This window comes from Paraburkholderia fungorum (assembly GCF_902833645.1).
In the GTDB taxonomy this organism is placed as follows: domain Bacteria; phylum Pseudomonadota; class Gammaproteobacteria; order Burkholderiales; family Burkholderiaceae; genus Paraburkholderia; species Paraburkholderia fungorum.
Genome location: NZ_CADFGE010000017.1, coordinates 169,194 through 185,069 on the forward strand (window position 1 = coordinate 169,194; position 15,876 = coordinate 185,069).

14 protein-coding genes and 1 tRNA gene are annotated in these 15,876 nt (G+C 62.4%); 10 read left to right on the plus strand and 5 right to left on the minus strand.

The features are described from left to right. Positions 1-377: 377 nt before the first annotated feature. Positions 378-1,229, plus strand: a complete 852-nt coding sequence (locus tag HWX91_RS36830; protein ID WP_028199553.1) for an RNA methyltransferase — start codon at positions 378-380, stop codon at positions 1,227-1,229. Between the two features lie 210 nt (positions 1,230-1,439). Then, positions 1,440-2,252, plus strand: coding sequence for a serine O-acetyltransferase (gene cysE, locus HWX91_RS36835; RefSeq protein ID WP_028199554.1), 813 nt, complete (start codon positions 1,440-1,442; stop codon positions 2,250-2,252). Between the two features lie 100 nt (positions 2,253-2,352). Here cysE and HWX91_RS36840 read toward each other — a convergent pair whose 3' ends face one another. The 4 genes from HWX91_RS36840 to HWX91_RS36855 all read right to left on the minus strand — a co-directional run bounded on the left by HWX91_RS36840 (position 2,353) and on the right by HWX91_RS36855 (position 5,219). Then, entirely contained in the window at positions 2,353-3,150 is a 798-nt protein-coding gene (locus HWX91_RS36840) for a UDP-2,3-diacylglucosamine diphosphatase (RefSeq protein WP_028199555.1), read from the minus strand. Positions 3,151-3,197: 47 nt separating this feature from the next. Beyond that, positions 3,198-3,692 carry a peptidylprolyl isomerase gene (locus tag HWX91_RS36845; RefSeq protein ID WP_007181373.1) on the minus strand — a complete coding sequence of 165 codons (495 nt, stop codon included), beginning with the start codon at positions 3,690-3,692 and terminating at the stop codon, positions 3,198-3,200. 167 nt (positions 3,693-3,859) lie between these two features. Next, positions 3,860-4,441: a peptidylprolyl isomerase gene (locus HWX91_RS36850; protein WP_028199556.1), complete on the minus strand. Its 582-nt coding sequence runs from the start codon at positions 4,439-4,441 to the stop codon at positions 3,860-3,862. Between the two features lie 49 nt (positions 4,442-4,490). Further along, positions 4,491-5,219: a tetratricopeptide repeat protein gene (locus HWX91_RS36855; protein ID WP_028199557.1), complete on the minus strand. Its 729-nt coding sequence runs from the start codon at positions 5,217-5,219 to the stop codon at positions 4,491-4,493. Positions 5,220-5,475: 256 nt separating this feature from the next. On the opposite strand from HWX91_RS36855, the gene cysS reads away from it, so the two are divergent. From cysS to HWX91_RS36895, 8 genes are all read left to right on the plus strand, one after another. After that, positions 5,476-6,873, plus strand: coding sequence for a cysteine--tRNA ligase (cysS, locus tag HWX91_RS36860; RefSeq protein WP_028199558.1), 1,398 nt, complete (start codon positions 5,476-5,478; stop codon positions 6,871-6,873). A gap of 47 nt (positions 6,874-6,920) precedes the next feature. After that, positions 6,921-7,982, plus strand: a complete 1,062-nt coding sequence (locus tag HWX91_RS36865; RefSeq protein ID WP_028199559.1) for an endonuclease III domain-containing protein — start codon at positions 6,921-6,923, stop codon at positions 7,980-7,982. Between the two features lie 124 nt (positions 7,983-8,106). After that, positions 8,107-9,078, plus strand: a complete 972-nt coding sequence (locus HWX91_RS36870) for an acetyl-CoA carboxylase carboxyltransferase subunit alpha (RefSeq protein ID WP_028199560.1) — start codon at positions 8,107-8,109, stop codon at positions 9,076-9,078. Between the two features lie 48 nt (positions 9,079-9,126). Continuing rightward, complete coding sequence (tilS, locus tag HWX91_RS36875; RefSeq protein WP_028199561.1) at positions 9,127-10,632, plus strand: tRNA lysidine(34) synthetase TilS; 1,506 nt, start codon at positions 9,127-9,129, stop codon at positions 10,630-10,632. A gap of 397 nt (positions 10,633-11,029) precedes the next feature. Beyond that, positions 11,030-12,280 (plus strand): aspartate kinase, encoded by a 1,251-nt coding sequence (locus HWX91_RS36880; RefSeq protein WP_028199562.1) that lies wholly within the window; start codon positions 11,030-11,032, stop codon positions 12,278-12,280. Positions 12,281-12,474: 194 nt separating this feature from the next. Continuing rightward, a tRNA-Ser gene (locus HWX91_RS36885) sits at positions 12,475-12,568 on the plus strand. Between the two features lie 159 nt (positions 12,569-12,727). Beyond that, a complete protein-coding gene (locus HWX91_RS36890; RefSeq protein ID WP_028200460.1) occupies positions 12,728-13,933 on the plus strand; it encodes a tyrosine-type recombinase/integrase in 1,206 nt (401 codons plus the stop codon). Positions 13,934-14,267: 334 nt separating this feature from the next. After that, complete coding sequence (locus tag HWX91_RS36895) at positions 14,268-14,498, plus strand: helix-turn-helix transcriptional regulator (protein WP_025496093.1); 231 nt, start codon at positions 14,268-14,270, stop codon at positions 14,496-14,498. A 169-nt stretch (positions 14,499-14,667) separates the two neighbouring features. On the opposite strand, the gene HWX91_RS36900 is transcribed toward HWX91_RS36895, so the two are convergent. Further along, positions 14,668-15,564, minus strand: a complete 897-nt coding sequence (locus tag HWX91_RS36900) for a hypothetical protein (protein WP_028200459.1) — start codon at positions 15,562-15,564, stop codon at positions 14,668-14,670. Positions 15,565-15,876 lie beyond the last annotated feature (312 nt).

Below are 15,876 nucleotides of genomic sequence, written 5' to 3' on the forward strand. Positions count from 1 at the left end.
GGGGCAGCACGGCTGCTTGCCGGTAAATGAGCGCGGGATGAGCGCTGACTGAGCGCCATCAAGGGGCGCGGAAACAGCACGGAACGCACGTCCGGTAAAGGATCGGTGCGGATTCCGCCGACGGAGACGAATTGAATAAGAACGAGGCGCCGGACTTTTTACAGACCAAAGCCGGACGCGAATCCCGGTATTTTACCTGAGTCCGGCCGCCGCGGCAGCGCTTGCTGTCCGGCAGCCGGTATGACTGGCGATTGGCAAAGATGGGCACACGTTTTGTGCGGCCGGCATGCGCCAATTCATGCGCAATTCATGCGCAATTCGGAGCCGGCGCGGGGTTGGCGCTACCATACGCGTTCTTTAGCCTGCCGAGTTTCATCGTGGACCACACCCACCATTCCTCCGATCCCGCCGTGGCGGACCTGCGCGGCGGTTTTACGTCGACGCGCTTCGTGCTCGTCGAGCCCAGCCATCCCGGCAACGTCGGCGCGGCGGCTCGCGCGCTGAAAACCATGGGTTTTTCACGCCTTGTGCTGGTGTCGCCCCGCGTGCCGCACGTGCAAAGCGATCCGGAAGCCATCGCCATGGCGAGCGGCGCCGACGACGTGCTGGCATCCGCGCACGTCGTGCCCACGCTTACCGACGCGTTGAGCGGCGTGCATTGGTCGATCGCGCTGACCGCGCGGTTGCGCGAATACGGGCCGCCGCAATGGACGCCGCGTGCCGCGGCCGGCGCCGCGCGCGAGCAGGCTGTGCATGGCGAGATCGCACTGGTGTTCGGCAACGAGCGCACGGGTTTGTCGAATGAGGACGTCGAGCGTTGCAGCGCGCTCGCGCATATTCCGGCCAATCCGGCCTACAGTTCGCTCAATCTTGCGCAGGCGGTGCAGGTGCTGGCGTATGAGTTGCGCACGGCGTATCTGTCTGCCGGCGACGCAACATCCGCGCCGGCCGCCGCGGCTCAGGCGTGCGCGGGGCAGGCGTCCTCGGGACAGGGCGAAGCGCTCGGCGCACGGGCGGCGAGCGACGAAATCGAAAGCATGTACGCGCATCTGGAAAGTGCGCTGATTGCGCTCGAGTTTCTCGATCCGGCCAATCCGAAAAAGCTGATGTCGCGTTTGCGGCGCCTATTCGCGCGTTCCGGTCTGGAGCGGGAGGAGGTCAACATCGTGCGCGGCATCGCCAAGCATATACTGCTGAAAACCAGAACGCCCGGCGGCGACGCTTCTTGAAGGACGCGGGGCGGCGCGCACTGGCGGTGCGCCGATCTCCCTGCAATCGACGACCTTGCCGGCAGCGTGGGCTTCCGGCAGGTTTCGCGCAATCGCCCTACAATTGCTCAAAACGTTCTAAGCAAAGCTGCCGATCTGCTATGCGGCAAGCCTCCGCGATGCGTGGTGTTTCACGCCTGCGGTCCTTTCCCCCACGACACAGTCCCTGCCATGTTCACGAGACTTCGCGAAGACATTGCCACGATCCGCGAGCGCGATCCCGCCGCCCGCAGCGCATGGGAAGTCCTCACGTGTTACCCGGGTCTGCACGCCCTCGTGCTGCACCGGCTCGCGCATGGATGCTGGCAGGCGAGGCGCCGCTGGCTCGCGCGTTTCATCTCGCAGATGGCGCGTTTCATGACCGGCATCGAAATTCATCCGGGCGCGACGCTTGGCCGCCGTGTGTTCATCGACCACGGCATGGGTGTCGTGATTGGCGAGACCGCGCAAATAGGCGATGACTGCACGATCTATCAGGGCGTGACGCTCGGTGGTACGTCGCTCACACGGGGTGCGAAGCGCCATCCGACGCTCGAGCGCGGCGTGATCGTCGGCGCCGGCGCGAAGGTGCTCGGCGGCTTCACGATTGGCGCGGACGCGAAGATCGGCTCGAATGCGGTGGTCACGAAGCCCGTGCCGGCACGCGGCACGGCGGTGGGCAATCCGGCCCGGATCATTGTTCCGGCGGCGGGGTCCGGTGCGCAGTCCGGCGGTGCAGCGCACGAGGTCAAACGCGCGTCTGAAAGCAGCGGATTCTGCGCCTACGGCATCACACCGAATGCGGACGACCCGGTTTCGTTGGCGATTCACGGCCTGATCGATCACGCCGCCACGCAATCGAAGCGTATCGACGAAATCGTCGACGCGCTGGAGCGGCTGGGAACAAGTCTGGAAGGTCTGCAAGGCGCCGATGCGGCATTGCTCGACTTGCGGCGCCTGTCGGCCGCGATTGCGGGAAAAGCGGACGGGGTGGCGGCGCGCTAATTCTCGGCCGGTGCACGAGAACGCCTCGCGCAAGGCACCGGCGAATCATGGACGTGCACATGCTCATGCGCACGGTTACCGGCCCATCCGCGCGCCCAGATCAATCCAGCGGCAACGCCCGAATTCCTTCCGCGTCGATCCGCAGATAGCCGCCACGGCGCTCGCCGTGGTCGAGATCCCAATCTGGCAAAACCCAGCGCGTGCCGTCCGGTTCGCGATGCCGCGCCGGTCGGTGCGTGTGTCCGTGAATCATCGTGGCCGTTTTCGACGACTTGAATAACGCAGCGACGGCCTTCGCCGTCACGTCATATTTCGCCGAAATCGGCCGCGAGCGGCCTTGCTCACTTTTCGAGCGCATGTTTTCCGCCAGCGCCTGACGCCAGCGAAACGGCCACGCGAGAAACAGCATCTGCGCCAGACGGCAGCGCGCGAGGCCTCGGAAAATTTGATAGCCGCGATCCGCTGTGCAGAGGCCGTCGCCGTGCGCGAGGATGATGCGCGTGCCGAATGCGGTGATCACGAACGGGTCGGGCAGCCAGATCGCGCCGGCTGCTTTCATGAAGCGCTTGCCGAGCAGAAAATCGCGATTGCCGTGCATGATGTAGAGCGCGATGCCGCGCTCCGACAGCGTGTGCAGCAATGCTGCCATTCGCGCGGCAAACGGCTCGACCAGCATGTCGTCGCCGATCCAGTACTCGAACAGATCGCCGAGAATGAAAACCGAATCCGCCTGCTCGGCCGTGACGCGTATGAAGTGTTCAAACGCGGCGACGGTGCGCGGAATCGCCTCGCTCAGATGAATATCCGAGAGGAAAAAAAACGGGCGTGCGGCGTGCGGGCGTTTGCCCTCGCCAGGCACGCCCGCGGCGACGCTTCGCAGCGGCGTTTCTTGCAGCATTGAAGGTGCCTGATTTCAGTTCGAACGGGGTAGCGTTGATCCGACGCTTAGTCGACGATCACTGCTTTTTCGATCACGACGTCGTCGGCCGGCACGTCCTGATGAAAGCCCTTCGAACCCGTCTTGACCTTCTTGATCTTCTCGACGATGTCCATGCCTTCGACGACCTTGCCGAACACGGCGTAGCCCCAGCCTTGCGGCGTCGGCGACGAGTGATTCAGGAAGTCGTTGTCGTTCACGTTGATGAAGAATTGCGCCGTTGCCGAGTGCGGGTCGTTCGTACGAGCCATCGCGATCGAGCCGTTGACGTTCTTCAGACCGTTGTTCGCTTCGTTGGTGATCGGCTCTGCCGTCGGCTTCTGTTTCATGCCGGGTTCGAAACCGCCGCCCTGGATCATGAAGCCGTCGATCACGCGGTGGAACACCGTGTTGTCGTAGTGGCCGGCCTTCACGTAGTTGAGGAAGTTCTCAACCGACTTCGGTGCCTTTTCAGCGTCCAGTTCGAGTTTGATGACGCCGTGGTTCGTGTGCAGTTCAACCATGATGGAATCCTTTGATGATCGGAGTGAGTAAAAGGCGTGGCCGCCCGTCATGTGAGATGCAATGACGACGGGCCGCGCCGGGTGCGTAGAGTTATCAGTTATCGTTGACTTCGTGTACAGCGCGCCGGGTGCTGCTCTTTTGTTCTGCTTTATCCGGGTGTGTTCGGTTACTTGCCGACAACCGTGGCCGATTCGATCACGATCGGCTTTTGCGGCACGTCGCTCATCGGGCCGCGCGTGGTGGTGGGCGTGCCTTCGATCTTCTTCACGACGTCCATACCGCTCGTGACCTTGCCGAATACCGCGTAGCCGTTGCCGTCCGGATTCGGATAGTCGAGGCCGGCGTTGTCGACGGTGTTGATGAAGAACTGCGCGGTGGCCGAATTCGGGTCGCTGGTGCGCGCCATCGCGAGCGTGCCGACGGTGTTCTTCAGACCGTTACGGCTTTCGAGCGGAATCGGCGCGCGCGTGGGCTTCTCAGCGAAGCTCTGCGTATAACCGCCGCCCTGAATCATGAAGCCGGGAATCACGCGATGGAAGATCGTGCCGCTGTACTGGCCGGATTTCACGTAGTCGAGGAAGTTGGCGACGGCTTTCGGCGCCTTCTCGGGATACAGCTCGACACGGATGTCGCCTTCGGTGGTCTTGAAGAGGACGGACGGGTGCGCGGCCTGCGAACCGGACTGGGCAAAGGCGGGGGCATTTGCGATCAGGGCGGCGCTGCCGAGCGCCAACATCAACCATTTCATGAAAGTCCTCAGGGTTGGAAAAAACGTGTTGCCGAAAACGATGACCGTGTTACTGCGACGGCGCCATGTAGGGCGGCATGGCAAACGAGCCATTGGCGCCGCCGTACTGGAAGCTCGGCGTTTGCGTCATGTCCGCGCTCGAGCGCGGGGCGCTGGCCTCGACAGGCGCGGCGGCCTGCTTCGCCGGTGTTTTGCCCTTGGGCGGCGAAATGACGTTCTGGATGTCCACGAGACGTTGCCTGGTTGTGGCGCTGGCTTTGCCGAGGCTCTGCGCGCGGCGGTAGGCTTCGTTGGCCATGCGCAGATACAGGTCGCCGAGATTCTCATAGGCGAGACCGTAGCCCGGATTCACCTTGGTCGCCGTTTCGAGCGCAGCGCGCGCTTCGGCGTAACGGCCGTGCTTTGCATAGAGCGCCGCCAGGTTGTTATACGGCTCGGGCAGCTCGGGATACAGTTGCGTGAGTTCGGTGAAGGCGGCGATTGCTTCGTCGTCGCGATTCAGGTGCGCCAGCACCGTGGCGCGTTTGAACTTTGCCTGCGCGTCGCGCGGATTCGAGGCGATGCGCGCGTCGAGCTGGGTGAGCGCGGTTTGCCAGTTCTTCTGCGTAATCGACGCGTCGATCTCCGGCGTGTTGTCACGCACGGCGGGCCCTTGCGGCAGCGTGGAGGCTTTCTGCGCGTACGCCGCAGCAGCCGGCAAGACCGTGAGGGCGACGGCGCAGAATGCCGTCGCGGCGAGGGTCGCAGCGCTGCGCGCGCGGCCGCTGGAAGGTTTCATAGGCTCAGGTCTGGATGTTATACTCCGACCCATTCTAACAAAAGGTCTGCGCGTTCCGTCGAACCGCAAACTGTCTTTTCGCCACTCGTGGTCGTCTCCGCCTTGACCGCAGCCTGACCGCCGCACCAGGTGCACCGGTTTGCTGCTGTTGCCTGTTTCGTTAAGGAACGCACCCGCTGTCTTCCCGCGGGGCGCTTCATGCGCGAAACAGCACGAAACACATTGCGGATTTCTTTCGGCCAACGCACCGTTCTCTATGGAATCACTGCGCATCTACAACACGCTCGCGCGTGACAAGCAAACTTTCGTGCCGCTGCAGGATGGCGTCGTACGGATGTACGTCTGCGGGATGACCGTATACGACTATTGCCATGTCGGTCACGCGCGCGTGATGGTCGTGTTCGACATCGTGCAACGGTGGTTGCGCACGCTCGGTTACGAGGTGACCTACGTGCGCAATATCACGGATATTGACGACAAGATCATCCGCCGCGCGCTCGAGAACGGCGAGACGATCAAGGCGCTGACCGATCGCTTCATCAAGGCCTTGCACGAAGACGCGGACGCGCTCGGCATCGAGCGGCCCGATCTGGAGCCGCGCGCCACCGATTTCATTCCGCAGATGCTCGGCATGATCGAGAAGCTCGAGGCGAACGGCTACGCGTATCAGGCGGCCGACGGCGACGTGAACTATGCGGTGCGCAAGTTCGCGGGCTACGGCAAGCTGTCGGGCAAGTCGCTCGAGGATCTGCGCGCCGGTGAGCGCGTCGCGGCGAACGACGCCAAGCAGGACCCGCTCGACTTCGTGCTGTGGAAGCAGGCGAAGCCGGAGGAGCCGGCGGACACCGGCTGGGAATCGAAGTACGGGCGCGGCCGGCCAGGCTGGCATATCGAATGCTCGGCCATGGGCTGCACCTTGCTCGGCGAGCATTTCGACATTCATGGCGGCGGCCAGGATCTGCAGTTTCCGCACCATGAGAACGAGATTGCACAAAGCGAAGCTGCCACCGGACAAACCTTCGTCAATTACTGGATGCACAACGGCTACGTGCAGATCGACAATGAGAAGATGTCGAAGTCGTTGAATAACTTCTTTACGATCCGCGAAGTATTGGCGCAGTACGATGCCGAGGTTGTGCGTTTTTTCATCGCGCGTGCGCATTACCGCTCGCCGTTGAATTACAGCGACGTGCATATCGACGACGCTCGCAACGCGCTCGCACGTTTGTACACCGCGCTGAAAGACGTCACGCCGGACAGCGCGGAGCTCGACTGGAACGAAGCGCATGCGCAACGTTTCCAGGCAGCAATGAACGACGACTTCAACACGCCGGTTGCAGTGTCGGTGTTGTTCGAGTTGGCAACTGAAGTGAACCGCACGCGCGACCCCGCGCTGGCCCGCCAATTGCGCCTGCTTGCGCAAGTGCTCGGCTTGCTCGGCCGGGAGCCGCGTGCCTACCTGCAACAGGCTGCGGGCGCCGCTGCGCAAGGCGCGCTCGAGCCCGCCGCGATCGAAGCGAAGATCGCCGCGCGCGTGGCAGCCAAGCAGGCGAAAGACTATGCGGCAGCAGACCGGATCCGGGCCGAATTGCTCGAAGCCGGCGTTGCACTTGAAGACAAACCCGGCGGGTTGACCGAGTGGCGGCGCGTGTGAGCGCACCTCGTACTTCCCTCTGATCGACTCGCCAGGCAGGAGGCAGGATGGCAACGGCCACGAAGACGCCGGCTAAACGAGCCACGTCTCAAACAAACGCGGCAGCCGCAGCAAAGTCGACACGAACGTCGGCTCGTGCGGACAGCGGCGCGGTAAAGAAAGCATCGTCGAAAGCCGCCGGCGTGGCGGCGAAGACGGGCAAACGTGTCGCGGCAGGCGCCGCGAAGAAGCCTGCGGTCAAGCGCGCGCTGAACGGTGCGTCGGCACCCGCGGGTGCTTCAAAACGGGCCAAAGCGCCGCGCGCAAAAAGCAATGGCGCGTTGCCAGCCGAACTCGCCGGCGAGGTGCAGGCGCTCGAGCGCGTTACGCATGAAGGGCACGAAGGCGAAGTCGTGCGCAAGACGCGCGCGTCATCGAGTGCGGGCGGCGAAGCGGCGGGTGCTGCAGAAGTCGCGGTGCCGGTGCAGATCGGCGGCCTCACGCCCGAAGTCAGCCGCCCGGCGTATTGGGACAAGGCGTGCGCGGACCTCGTCAAGCGCGACCGTATTCTGAAGAAGCTGATTCCGAAGTTCGGCCCGGTGCACCTGCTGAGCCGGGGCGACCCGTTCGTCACGCTCGCGCGCTCGGTGGTCGGGCAGCAGATTTCGGTGGCGTCCGCGCAGGCGGTCTGGGCGAAAGTCGAGGCAGCGTGCCCGAAGCTCGTGCCGCAGCAGTTCATCAAGCTCGGTCAGGACAAGCTGACCGGGTGCGGGCTTTCCAGGCGCAAGGCGGAATACGTGCTCGATCTCGCGCAGCACTTCGTGTCGGGCGCGCTGCACGTCGGCAAGTGGACCTCGATGGACGACGAGGCGGTGATCGCCGAACTCACGCAGATTCGCGGCATCGGCCGCTGGACCGCGGAAATGTTCCTGATCTTCAATCTGTCGCGCCCGGATGTGCTGCCGCTCGACGACCTCGGTCTGATCCGTGCAATCAGCGTCAATTACTTTAGCGGCGAGCCGGTTACGCGCAGCGAAGCGCGGGAGGTTGCGGCAAACTGGGAGCCGTGGCGTACCGTCGCCACCTGGTATATGTGGCGTAGTCTCGATCCGTTGACGGTCGACTACTGAAGAACAAGAAGCCATGCCGTTTCAAAAACTATCAATTGTTAAAAATTGATAGTTGAGAGACGGTTTCGACATCGGCGAGCGCGGTTAGAATACGCGCTGCCGGTAAGTCCAAGGATTACAACCAATGAAGACCACCTTTCTGGATTTCGAACAGCCGATCGCTGAACTCGAAGCGAAGATCGAAGAATTGCGCTTCGTGCAGGACGATTCGGCCGTCGATATTTCGGAAGAGATCGAGCGGCTGTCCAAGAAAAGCCAACAGCTCACCAAAGATCTGTACGCGAACCTCACCCCGTGGCAGGTTTCGCAAATCGCCCGACACCCCCAGCGCCCGTACACGTTCGATTACGTGAACGAGTTGTTCACCGATTTCCACGAACTGCACGGCGACCGTAACTATGCGGACGACCTGTCGATCGTCGGTGGCCTCGCGCGTTTCAACGGCCAGGCCTGCATGGTGATCGGCCATCAGAAGGGCCGCGACACCAAGGAGCGCGCGCTGCGCAACTTCGGCATGCCGCGTCCGGAAGGCTATCGCAAGGCCGAACGCCTGATGCGCCTCGCCGAGAAGTTCGGTTTGCCCATTTTCACGTTCATCGACACACCGGGTGCGTACCCGGGTATCGGCGCCGAAGAGCGTGGCCAGTCCGAAGCGATCGGCCGCAATCTGTACGTGATGGCTGAATTGAAGACGCCGCTGATCGCCACGATTATCGGCGAAGGCGGTTCGGGCGGCGCGCTCGCGATTGCCGTCGGCGACAGCGTGCTGATGCTGCAGTTCTCGACCTATTCGGTGATTTCGCCGGAAGGCTGCGCGTCGATTCTGTGGAAGAGCGCCGCGAAAGCGCCGGAAGCCGCGGAAGCGCTCGGCTTGACCGCGCATCGTCTGAAGGCGCTCGGTCTGATCGACAAGATCGTCAACGAGCCGCTCGGCGGCGCGCACCGCGATCCGAAGGGCATGGCCGCCATGTTGCGCCGTGCGCTCGCCGATTCGCTGCGCCAGTTCCAGGGCATGAGCATCAACGACCTGCGTCAACGCCGTTTCGAACGGTTGATGGCGTACGGCAAATTCAAGGAAACCACGCCGGGTGCTTGAACCCGCGCGCGTTTTCTTTCGTCCTTCGGCGCTTCGCGCGCTAACGACGTGACTCCCACCGCCGATTCCCCCGCCGACCGCCTCGTTCTCGAGGCGGTCGGCGGGGCGCTGTCCGCGCTGCCTGCCGATGCGCGCATTGCGGTGGCGTTCAGTGGCGGCGTCGACTCGACTGTGCTGCTCGATGCGGCGGTGCGGGTCGCGGGTGCGTCGCGCTGTGTCGCGTTGCATGTGCATCATGGGCTGAGTGCTCGCGCCGACGAATGGCTCGCGCACTGCGAAGCATTCGCGCGTGAACGTGGCGTCGAGTTCGCCGCGCAGCGCGTCGAGGTGCCGCGTGATGCGGGGGTGAGTGTCGAGGCGGCGGCGCGCGATGCGCGTTATCGCGCGCTGGACGCGATGTGCGCAACACACGCCGTTCATATGCTCTGGCTCGCGCAACACGCAGACGATCAGGCGGAGACGGTGCTGTTGCAGTTGCTGCGCGGCGCGGGCCTCGCGGGCCTTGCCGCGATGGCGCCCGAATACTTGCCGGCCGGTGCCGCCGCGGTGCGCGTGAGACCTTTGCTGCATCTGCTGCGTGTCCAGCTCGAACAGTATGCAAGCGTCCGCGCGCTGCGCTGGATCGACGACGAGTCGAACGCCGACACCCGTTACGCGCGCAACGCATTGCGCAACGAGGTGACGCCGGCGCTGGCCGTCCATTTTCCTGGTTTTCGCGACGCCCTCGCGCGCACCGCGGCCCATGCGGCATCGGCGCAACGTCTGCTCGACGAGCTCGCGCGCGTCGATCTGGATGCGGCGGGGCGCGATGAGGGCCACGCGTTATCGCATGACGCGCTGCTCGCTCTCGACGACGATCGTGCGCTCAATCTGCTGCGCTACTGGATGCGTACCAGGGGTCTCGTTGCCGCATCGACCGCGCGTCTTACCGACGCGTTGCGCCAGTTGCGCGAAGTCGGAGCGGCAGGCGAGGGCCATAGTCTGCGTATCGATCATGCGGGGCAGGCGTTGCGCAGTTATCGCGGCCTCGTCTATTGGGAGGCGGGCGATAGCCGCGATCTCGCCGACGAAACCGCGCTCGCCGCGCGTGCAATCAGCGAACTTGCATGGCACGGCGAAGCGGTGTGGCGATTGCCTCAATGGCGGGGCACGTTTGTGTTCGCCGCGGTCGAGGCGAATCTGGGAGCGGGGCCCGGCGCGGTTTCTGATGGGGCCGATGGAGAAACCGGTGACCCTGCCGACCCGGCGCCGAACGATCCCGATACGCTTCCTGTCAGCGTTCTGCGCCGGGCATTGCTGAGTGCGCGCTCGCGCGTCGGCGGCGAACGGATGCGTACCAGCGCTGCGCGAGGCGCCCCAAGCCGAACGCTGAAAAATCTGTTCCAGGAGCGGGGCATTCCCGCATGGAAGCGCGACGTGCCGCTGCTTTACGTGGGGGGCGACCTGCTGTTCGTGCCCTTACTCGGCCTGAACCGCGCAGCGTTGCCCGCACAGGTCGATGCGATGGAGGCGCGCATCAGGATCATCTGGCGCGACGACTTGCTGATCGCCTGACCGGCCAGTCGGACGGGCGGCTTATCAATCCGGTGAATCTCCGGGGACGGGAGCAAAAAGGGCGCAAAAGCGCGCCGGATACGCCTTTCCAGCCGAAAATACGGAGCATTCGACGGCCATTTTGGCTTGTCTTTTTGCGCTCGATCGGGTAATTTAACTCGTTTGCCCGACCCGATTTCGCCTTCGCTGTCGTCGCCATAGCCGGTTTGCGAGCGTGATCCGTCGTATCCGGTCAGCCACTAGCGATCATTCCCGGGCAAATCCGCGCGTGCTGCACGCGTGCTGCATTTACGCCGCCACACACTTTGCCGTCGTTCACAAGACGTTGCGCTCCCTGTGCTTTTGTGCGGTTGTCTCCAGCGCGCCAGCGCGGTTTATCCTCCAGTTCAGAACGACAATGGCACTCATCGTACATAAATACGGCGGCACTTCGATGGGCTCGGTCGAGCGCATCAAGAACGTCGCCAAGCGCGTCGCGAAATGGCACAAGGCCGGCCACAAGATGGTCGTCGTGCCGTCGGCGATGTCCGGCGAAACCAACCGTTTGCTCGGTCTCGCGAAAGAAATCACGGGCCAGCCGAGCCCGCGCGAACTCGACATGATTGCCGCTACCGGCGAGCAGGTCAGCTCAGGACTGCTCGCTATCGCGTTGCAGGAAGCCGGCGTCGACGCGGTCAGCTATGCCGGCTGGCAAGTGCCCGTCAAAACGGATAGCGCGTTCACGAAAGCGCGCATCAGCGAAATCGACGGCGAGCGCGTGCTGCGCGATCTCGAAGCGGGCAAAGTCGTGGTGATCACGGGCTTCCAGGGCATCGACCCCGAGGGCAATATCACTACGCTCGGTCGCGGCGGTTCGGACACGTCCGCGGTCGCAGTCGCTGCCGCATTGAAAGCCGACGAGTGTCTGATTTACACGGACGTCGACGGCGTCTACACGACCGACCCGCGTGTGGTGGACGGTGCACGCCGCCTCGATCGCGTGACGTTCGAAGAGATGCTGGAAATGGCCAGCCTGGGTTCCAAGGTGCTGCAGATCCGTTCGGTGGAATTCGCCGGCAAATATCAGGTGAAGACGCGTGTGCTGTCGAGCCTGACCGATCCGCTCATCCCGCTCGACGCTGAAATGAAGTCGGGCACCCTGATTACTTTTGAAGAAGACGAGACCATGGAAAAAGCAGTCATCTCGGGCATCGCGTTCCAGCGCGACGAAGCTCGTATCGCCGTGATGGGTGTGCCCGACAAGCCGGGCATCGCGTATCAGATTCTCGGCCCGGTGGCGGACGCGAATATCGACGTCGACATGATCATCCAGAACCAGAGCGTCGAGGGCAAAACCGCGTTCACGTTCACGGTCGGCCGCGGCGATTATCAGCGTGCCATGGACATCCTCACGAGCCAGGTGAAGGGCCACGTGCAGGCTGAGCAGGTGCTGGGCGATCCGAAGGTGTCGAAGGTGTCGGTGGTCGGTGTCGGCATGCGTTCGCATGTAGGTATTGCGAGCACGATGTTCCGCACGCTGTCGGAGGAGGGCATCAACATCCAGATGATCTCGACTTCCGAAATCAAGATCTCGGTGCTGATCGACGAGAAGTACATGGAGCTCGCCGTGCGCGCGCTGCATAAAGCGTTCGAACTGGATCAGGCGTAATGTGTTGCACGAGGTGGGACGTACAAGAGCGTCTCAGCTCTGAATGCTCGACGGTATGCGCGGCCAATGTGAATAAATTGCGTCGGCGGTGACAAAACTGGCACAAAAAATGTCCGGTAGACATTGACCTTCGCGGTGCGGCCCGCTATTATCTTGGCTTCGTTGCGCTGACTCCCTGCGCAACCGAAAGTTTGGGAGACGTGGCCGAGAGGTCGAAGGCACTCCCCTGCTAAGGGAGCATCTGGGCCAAAACCTGGATCGAGGGTTCGAATCCCTCCGTCTCCGCCAGGAGCACCCCCCGGGGCATTCCACAATGTCCCGGACCAGACCCCGGAAGGCTGCCACATGGGCCTTCCGGGGTTTTTTCTTGTGCCGGACCTTCCCGCTCCATACCTCCCGATTGCAACCAGAAGTATGGGTAGTAGTATGGGTACAGAGGAGGTCGCCATGAGCACAAACCCGCGTTCCATCCACCGTCTTTCGGCGCTCGGCGTCGCGCGCCTGAAGAAGCCAGGCCACTACTGCGACGGTGGTGGTCTGTACCTTCAGGTATCGGTGGCGCGTACGCGCTCATGGGTCTACCGCTTCCGGCGCGAGGGACGGTTGCGCGAGATGGGCCTGGGCCCACTGCATGTCATCTCGCTTGCCGACGCACGCGAACTCGCCGCGCGCTGTCGCAGGATGCTGTTTGAGGGCGTCGATCCGATCGAGGCCCGCCGTGCCGAGCGGGCGCAGCAGCTCGCGACCGCAGCGCGCAGCCGGACATTTGATGAATGCACCAAGGCATTTATCAAGGCAAACCGTGCAGGGTGGAAGAACGAAAAGCATGTCGCGCAGTGGGAGAACACGCTGGCCACCTATGCGTCACCTATCATTGGATCGCTTCCCGCACGGGACATCGAAACGGCGCTCATCGTGAGCGTGCTCGAGCCGATCTGGCGGACGAAGCCCGAGACGGCCAGTCGTGTGCGCGGAAGAATTGAGTCGGTGCTCGACTGGGCCACTGTGCACTGCTACCGCGAAGGGGAGAACCCCGCACGGTGGAAAGGTCACCTCGACAAGATCCTGCCTGCACGCACAAAAGTACGGAAGGTCCAGCACCATGCCGCTTTGCCGTACAAGGAATCGGCAGCCTTCATGAAGGCACTGCGGACGCAGGACGGGCTCGCTGCACGGGCGCTCGAACTGCTCATCCTGACCGCAGCCAGGACAAACGAGGTCATTGGTGCGGTCCGCGATGAATTCGATCTGGATGCGGCTACATGGACGGTGCCGGCAGATCGGATGAAGGCCGAACGGGCACACCGGATTCCGCTGTCTGGTTGCGCGCTTGCACTGGTGCGCAGGCTGCTTGAAGAGGCGGACGGTGACCTGGTGTTTCCGGGCGCGAAGAAGGGCAGGCCGCTGTCGAACATGGCCATGCTCACGGTTCTGCGCCGGATGAAACGCACGGGCCTCACCGTGCATGGTTTTCGCTCGACATTCCGTGACTGGGCGGCGGAATGCACGACCTATCCCAACGAGATGGCGGAGATGGCGTTGGCGCACACCGTGGACGACAAGGTTGAGGCCGCCTATCGCCGCGGCGACATGTTCCAGCGGCGCAGACAGATGATGGACGACTGGGCGGCTTTCTGTGCGGTGAAGGGGTAGCTGAATTGGGACTCCGCTCGAATGCCAGCGCAGGGCTGACTCCACGCCGGATGTGACGGGCGGTGTCGGTGATTCACGGTCGCGTGGCTCTGGTCGTGTCGGAGCTGCTCCTCCGAAATAGTGAGGTTTTTTCCGGGAGCCGAATGCTGGGGCAAGAATCGACCGGTGGTTGCTGGCGGGTGGGAACTGCAGGGTAACCACGGGACGTTCGCGACCGTGGGCCAGCCTGCACCGTAGCAATGTTTCTCCTGACCGTATGTTTGATGTGATTACGGCAGCACGCTAGTCTGGGGCTGTCCGGCGGCACCTGGACATCGTCAGGAGGACCAGCGTGATGAACGACGAGCATATTGGCGGCCACGAAAGCGCGAAGTCGCGCCTTATTCGCCTCCCTGAAGTGCGCATGCGAGTGAGCCTGGGGGCGAGCACAGTCTACCGGTATCTGGCAGCAGGCAAGTTTCCAAGGCCAGTCGAGATTGGCGGCGGAAGGGTAGCGTGGTATGAAAGCGAGATTGACGCATGGATCGCAAGCCGCAAGGTGGCGGGCACCCGTGTGTCAAGATGATCCGTCCGACGCACGCTCGCTACGTCATGGCAGGCTTCATGCTCTGTCGAGTCGGGCGGTGGGCGTGGGCTGACTCCGGCCCGAACATGCGGTAGGGCACAGCCGTGGATGGTCCATGCAGCCCCGAGGCCGGGTTGTTACCGCAGGCGCGGCCCGACGGCCTCATGAGCTATTCGACGATTATATATTCGTTTGGAATCCGTATTGTCCTGACTGCCCCGGCGTCGGGGAATGATATGACTCTGTTCTTGCCGAATCCGTTGAACAGCACGACAGTGCCGTCAAACCTCGTGTAGTCAGCGAGACTCGCGTGCTCCGCGGGCACCAGGTTTTTCGGCAACATCAGTGCGTACGGCGACTTGACGTAGATCGTGGGGTGCTCGATCCGTATCTTGCCGAAGCGCATGGCTGCGTCCAGAAGCTGGCCGGATACATGACCCAGAAGAAGCGGCATGACGACAATGGCAGCGAGGCTGAACCACTGGCTGCGCCGCAGATGCTCGGGGTTGCCGAGCTTCGAGAGCTTGTCCTTCTCTTCTGTATGCAGGATGGCGTTCTGGACGGAGTGGATGGCACGCAGCTTCTTTCCTGAAGAGTGGAAGATGGAATAAAAAAAATACAGCGCGATCGACAGCAGCGGAAGGTTCCAGTATGCAGTCTGTTCCTGTTTTCCGAAGGCGAGGATCAGGATGACGGCCAAGATCGCGAACAGAAGGGTGATCCAGTCAAAGGGCGCCAATTCATGCGCGGGAGGCCTTTTTCGTTTGCTGAATCGATTCAGGGTTTTAATGAATGCATTAAACGGTATGCGTACTAATGGCGAAAAGAATATACCCAACGAGACGAGGCAGGCTACAAAGAAGGCGTAGACGATGCCAAAGCAACCCGCTGCCATGAGAAATAGCGCACCGTCTCCAATGGACAGATCCTGCGGAAAGTAGCCGATTTTCAGTGAGTACGCAACGATGCAAATACCACCAGTAAAAATACCAAGCTTGGTGAGGGTAGTTGCAGTCCTGGCCATACTGTCAAGGCCGGTGGGAAAAGCGAACTCAGGTATTTTCATTTTCTGGTCTGGTCCTTGTCAGGCAGATTTGTAACTGCTTTTTCGGCAGGCCCATGGAATAGCTTTAGCGAATTCAGCAAGGCGTGTGGGGATTACTCACAATGCATAGTCGGTCGCTGCGCTGGTAGTCACTTGCCCTGATCGACCTGTTTACCGGATACGCGCTGGGTGCGGCGTGGATTGTGCTGGGATTCTTATGGATTTCGGGCAGGATCGGTTGGTGCAGGTCTGTCTCGAGCTCGGATTTGCGAATGGCAGTCGCTGCTGTTTGCGAGTTGTGGTCGCAGGCGTCGCCGTGGGAATTACGAGGCC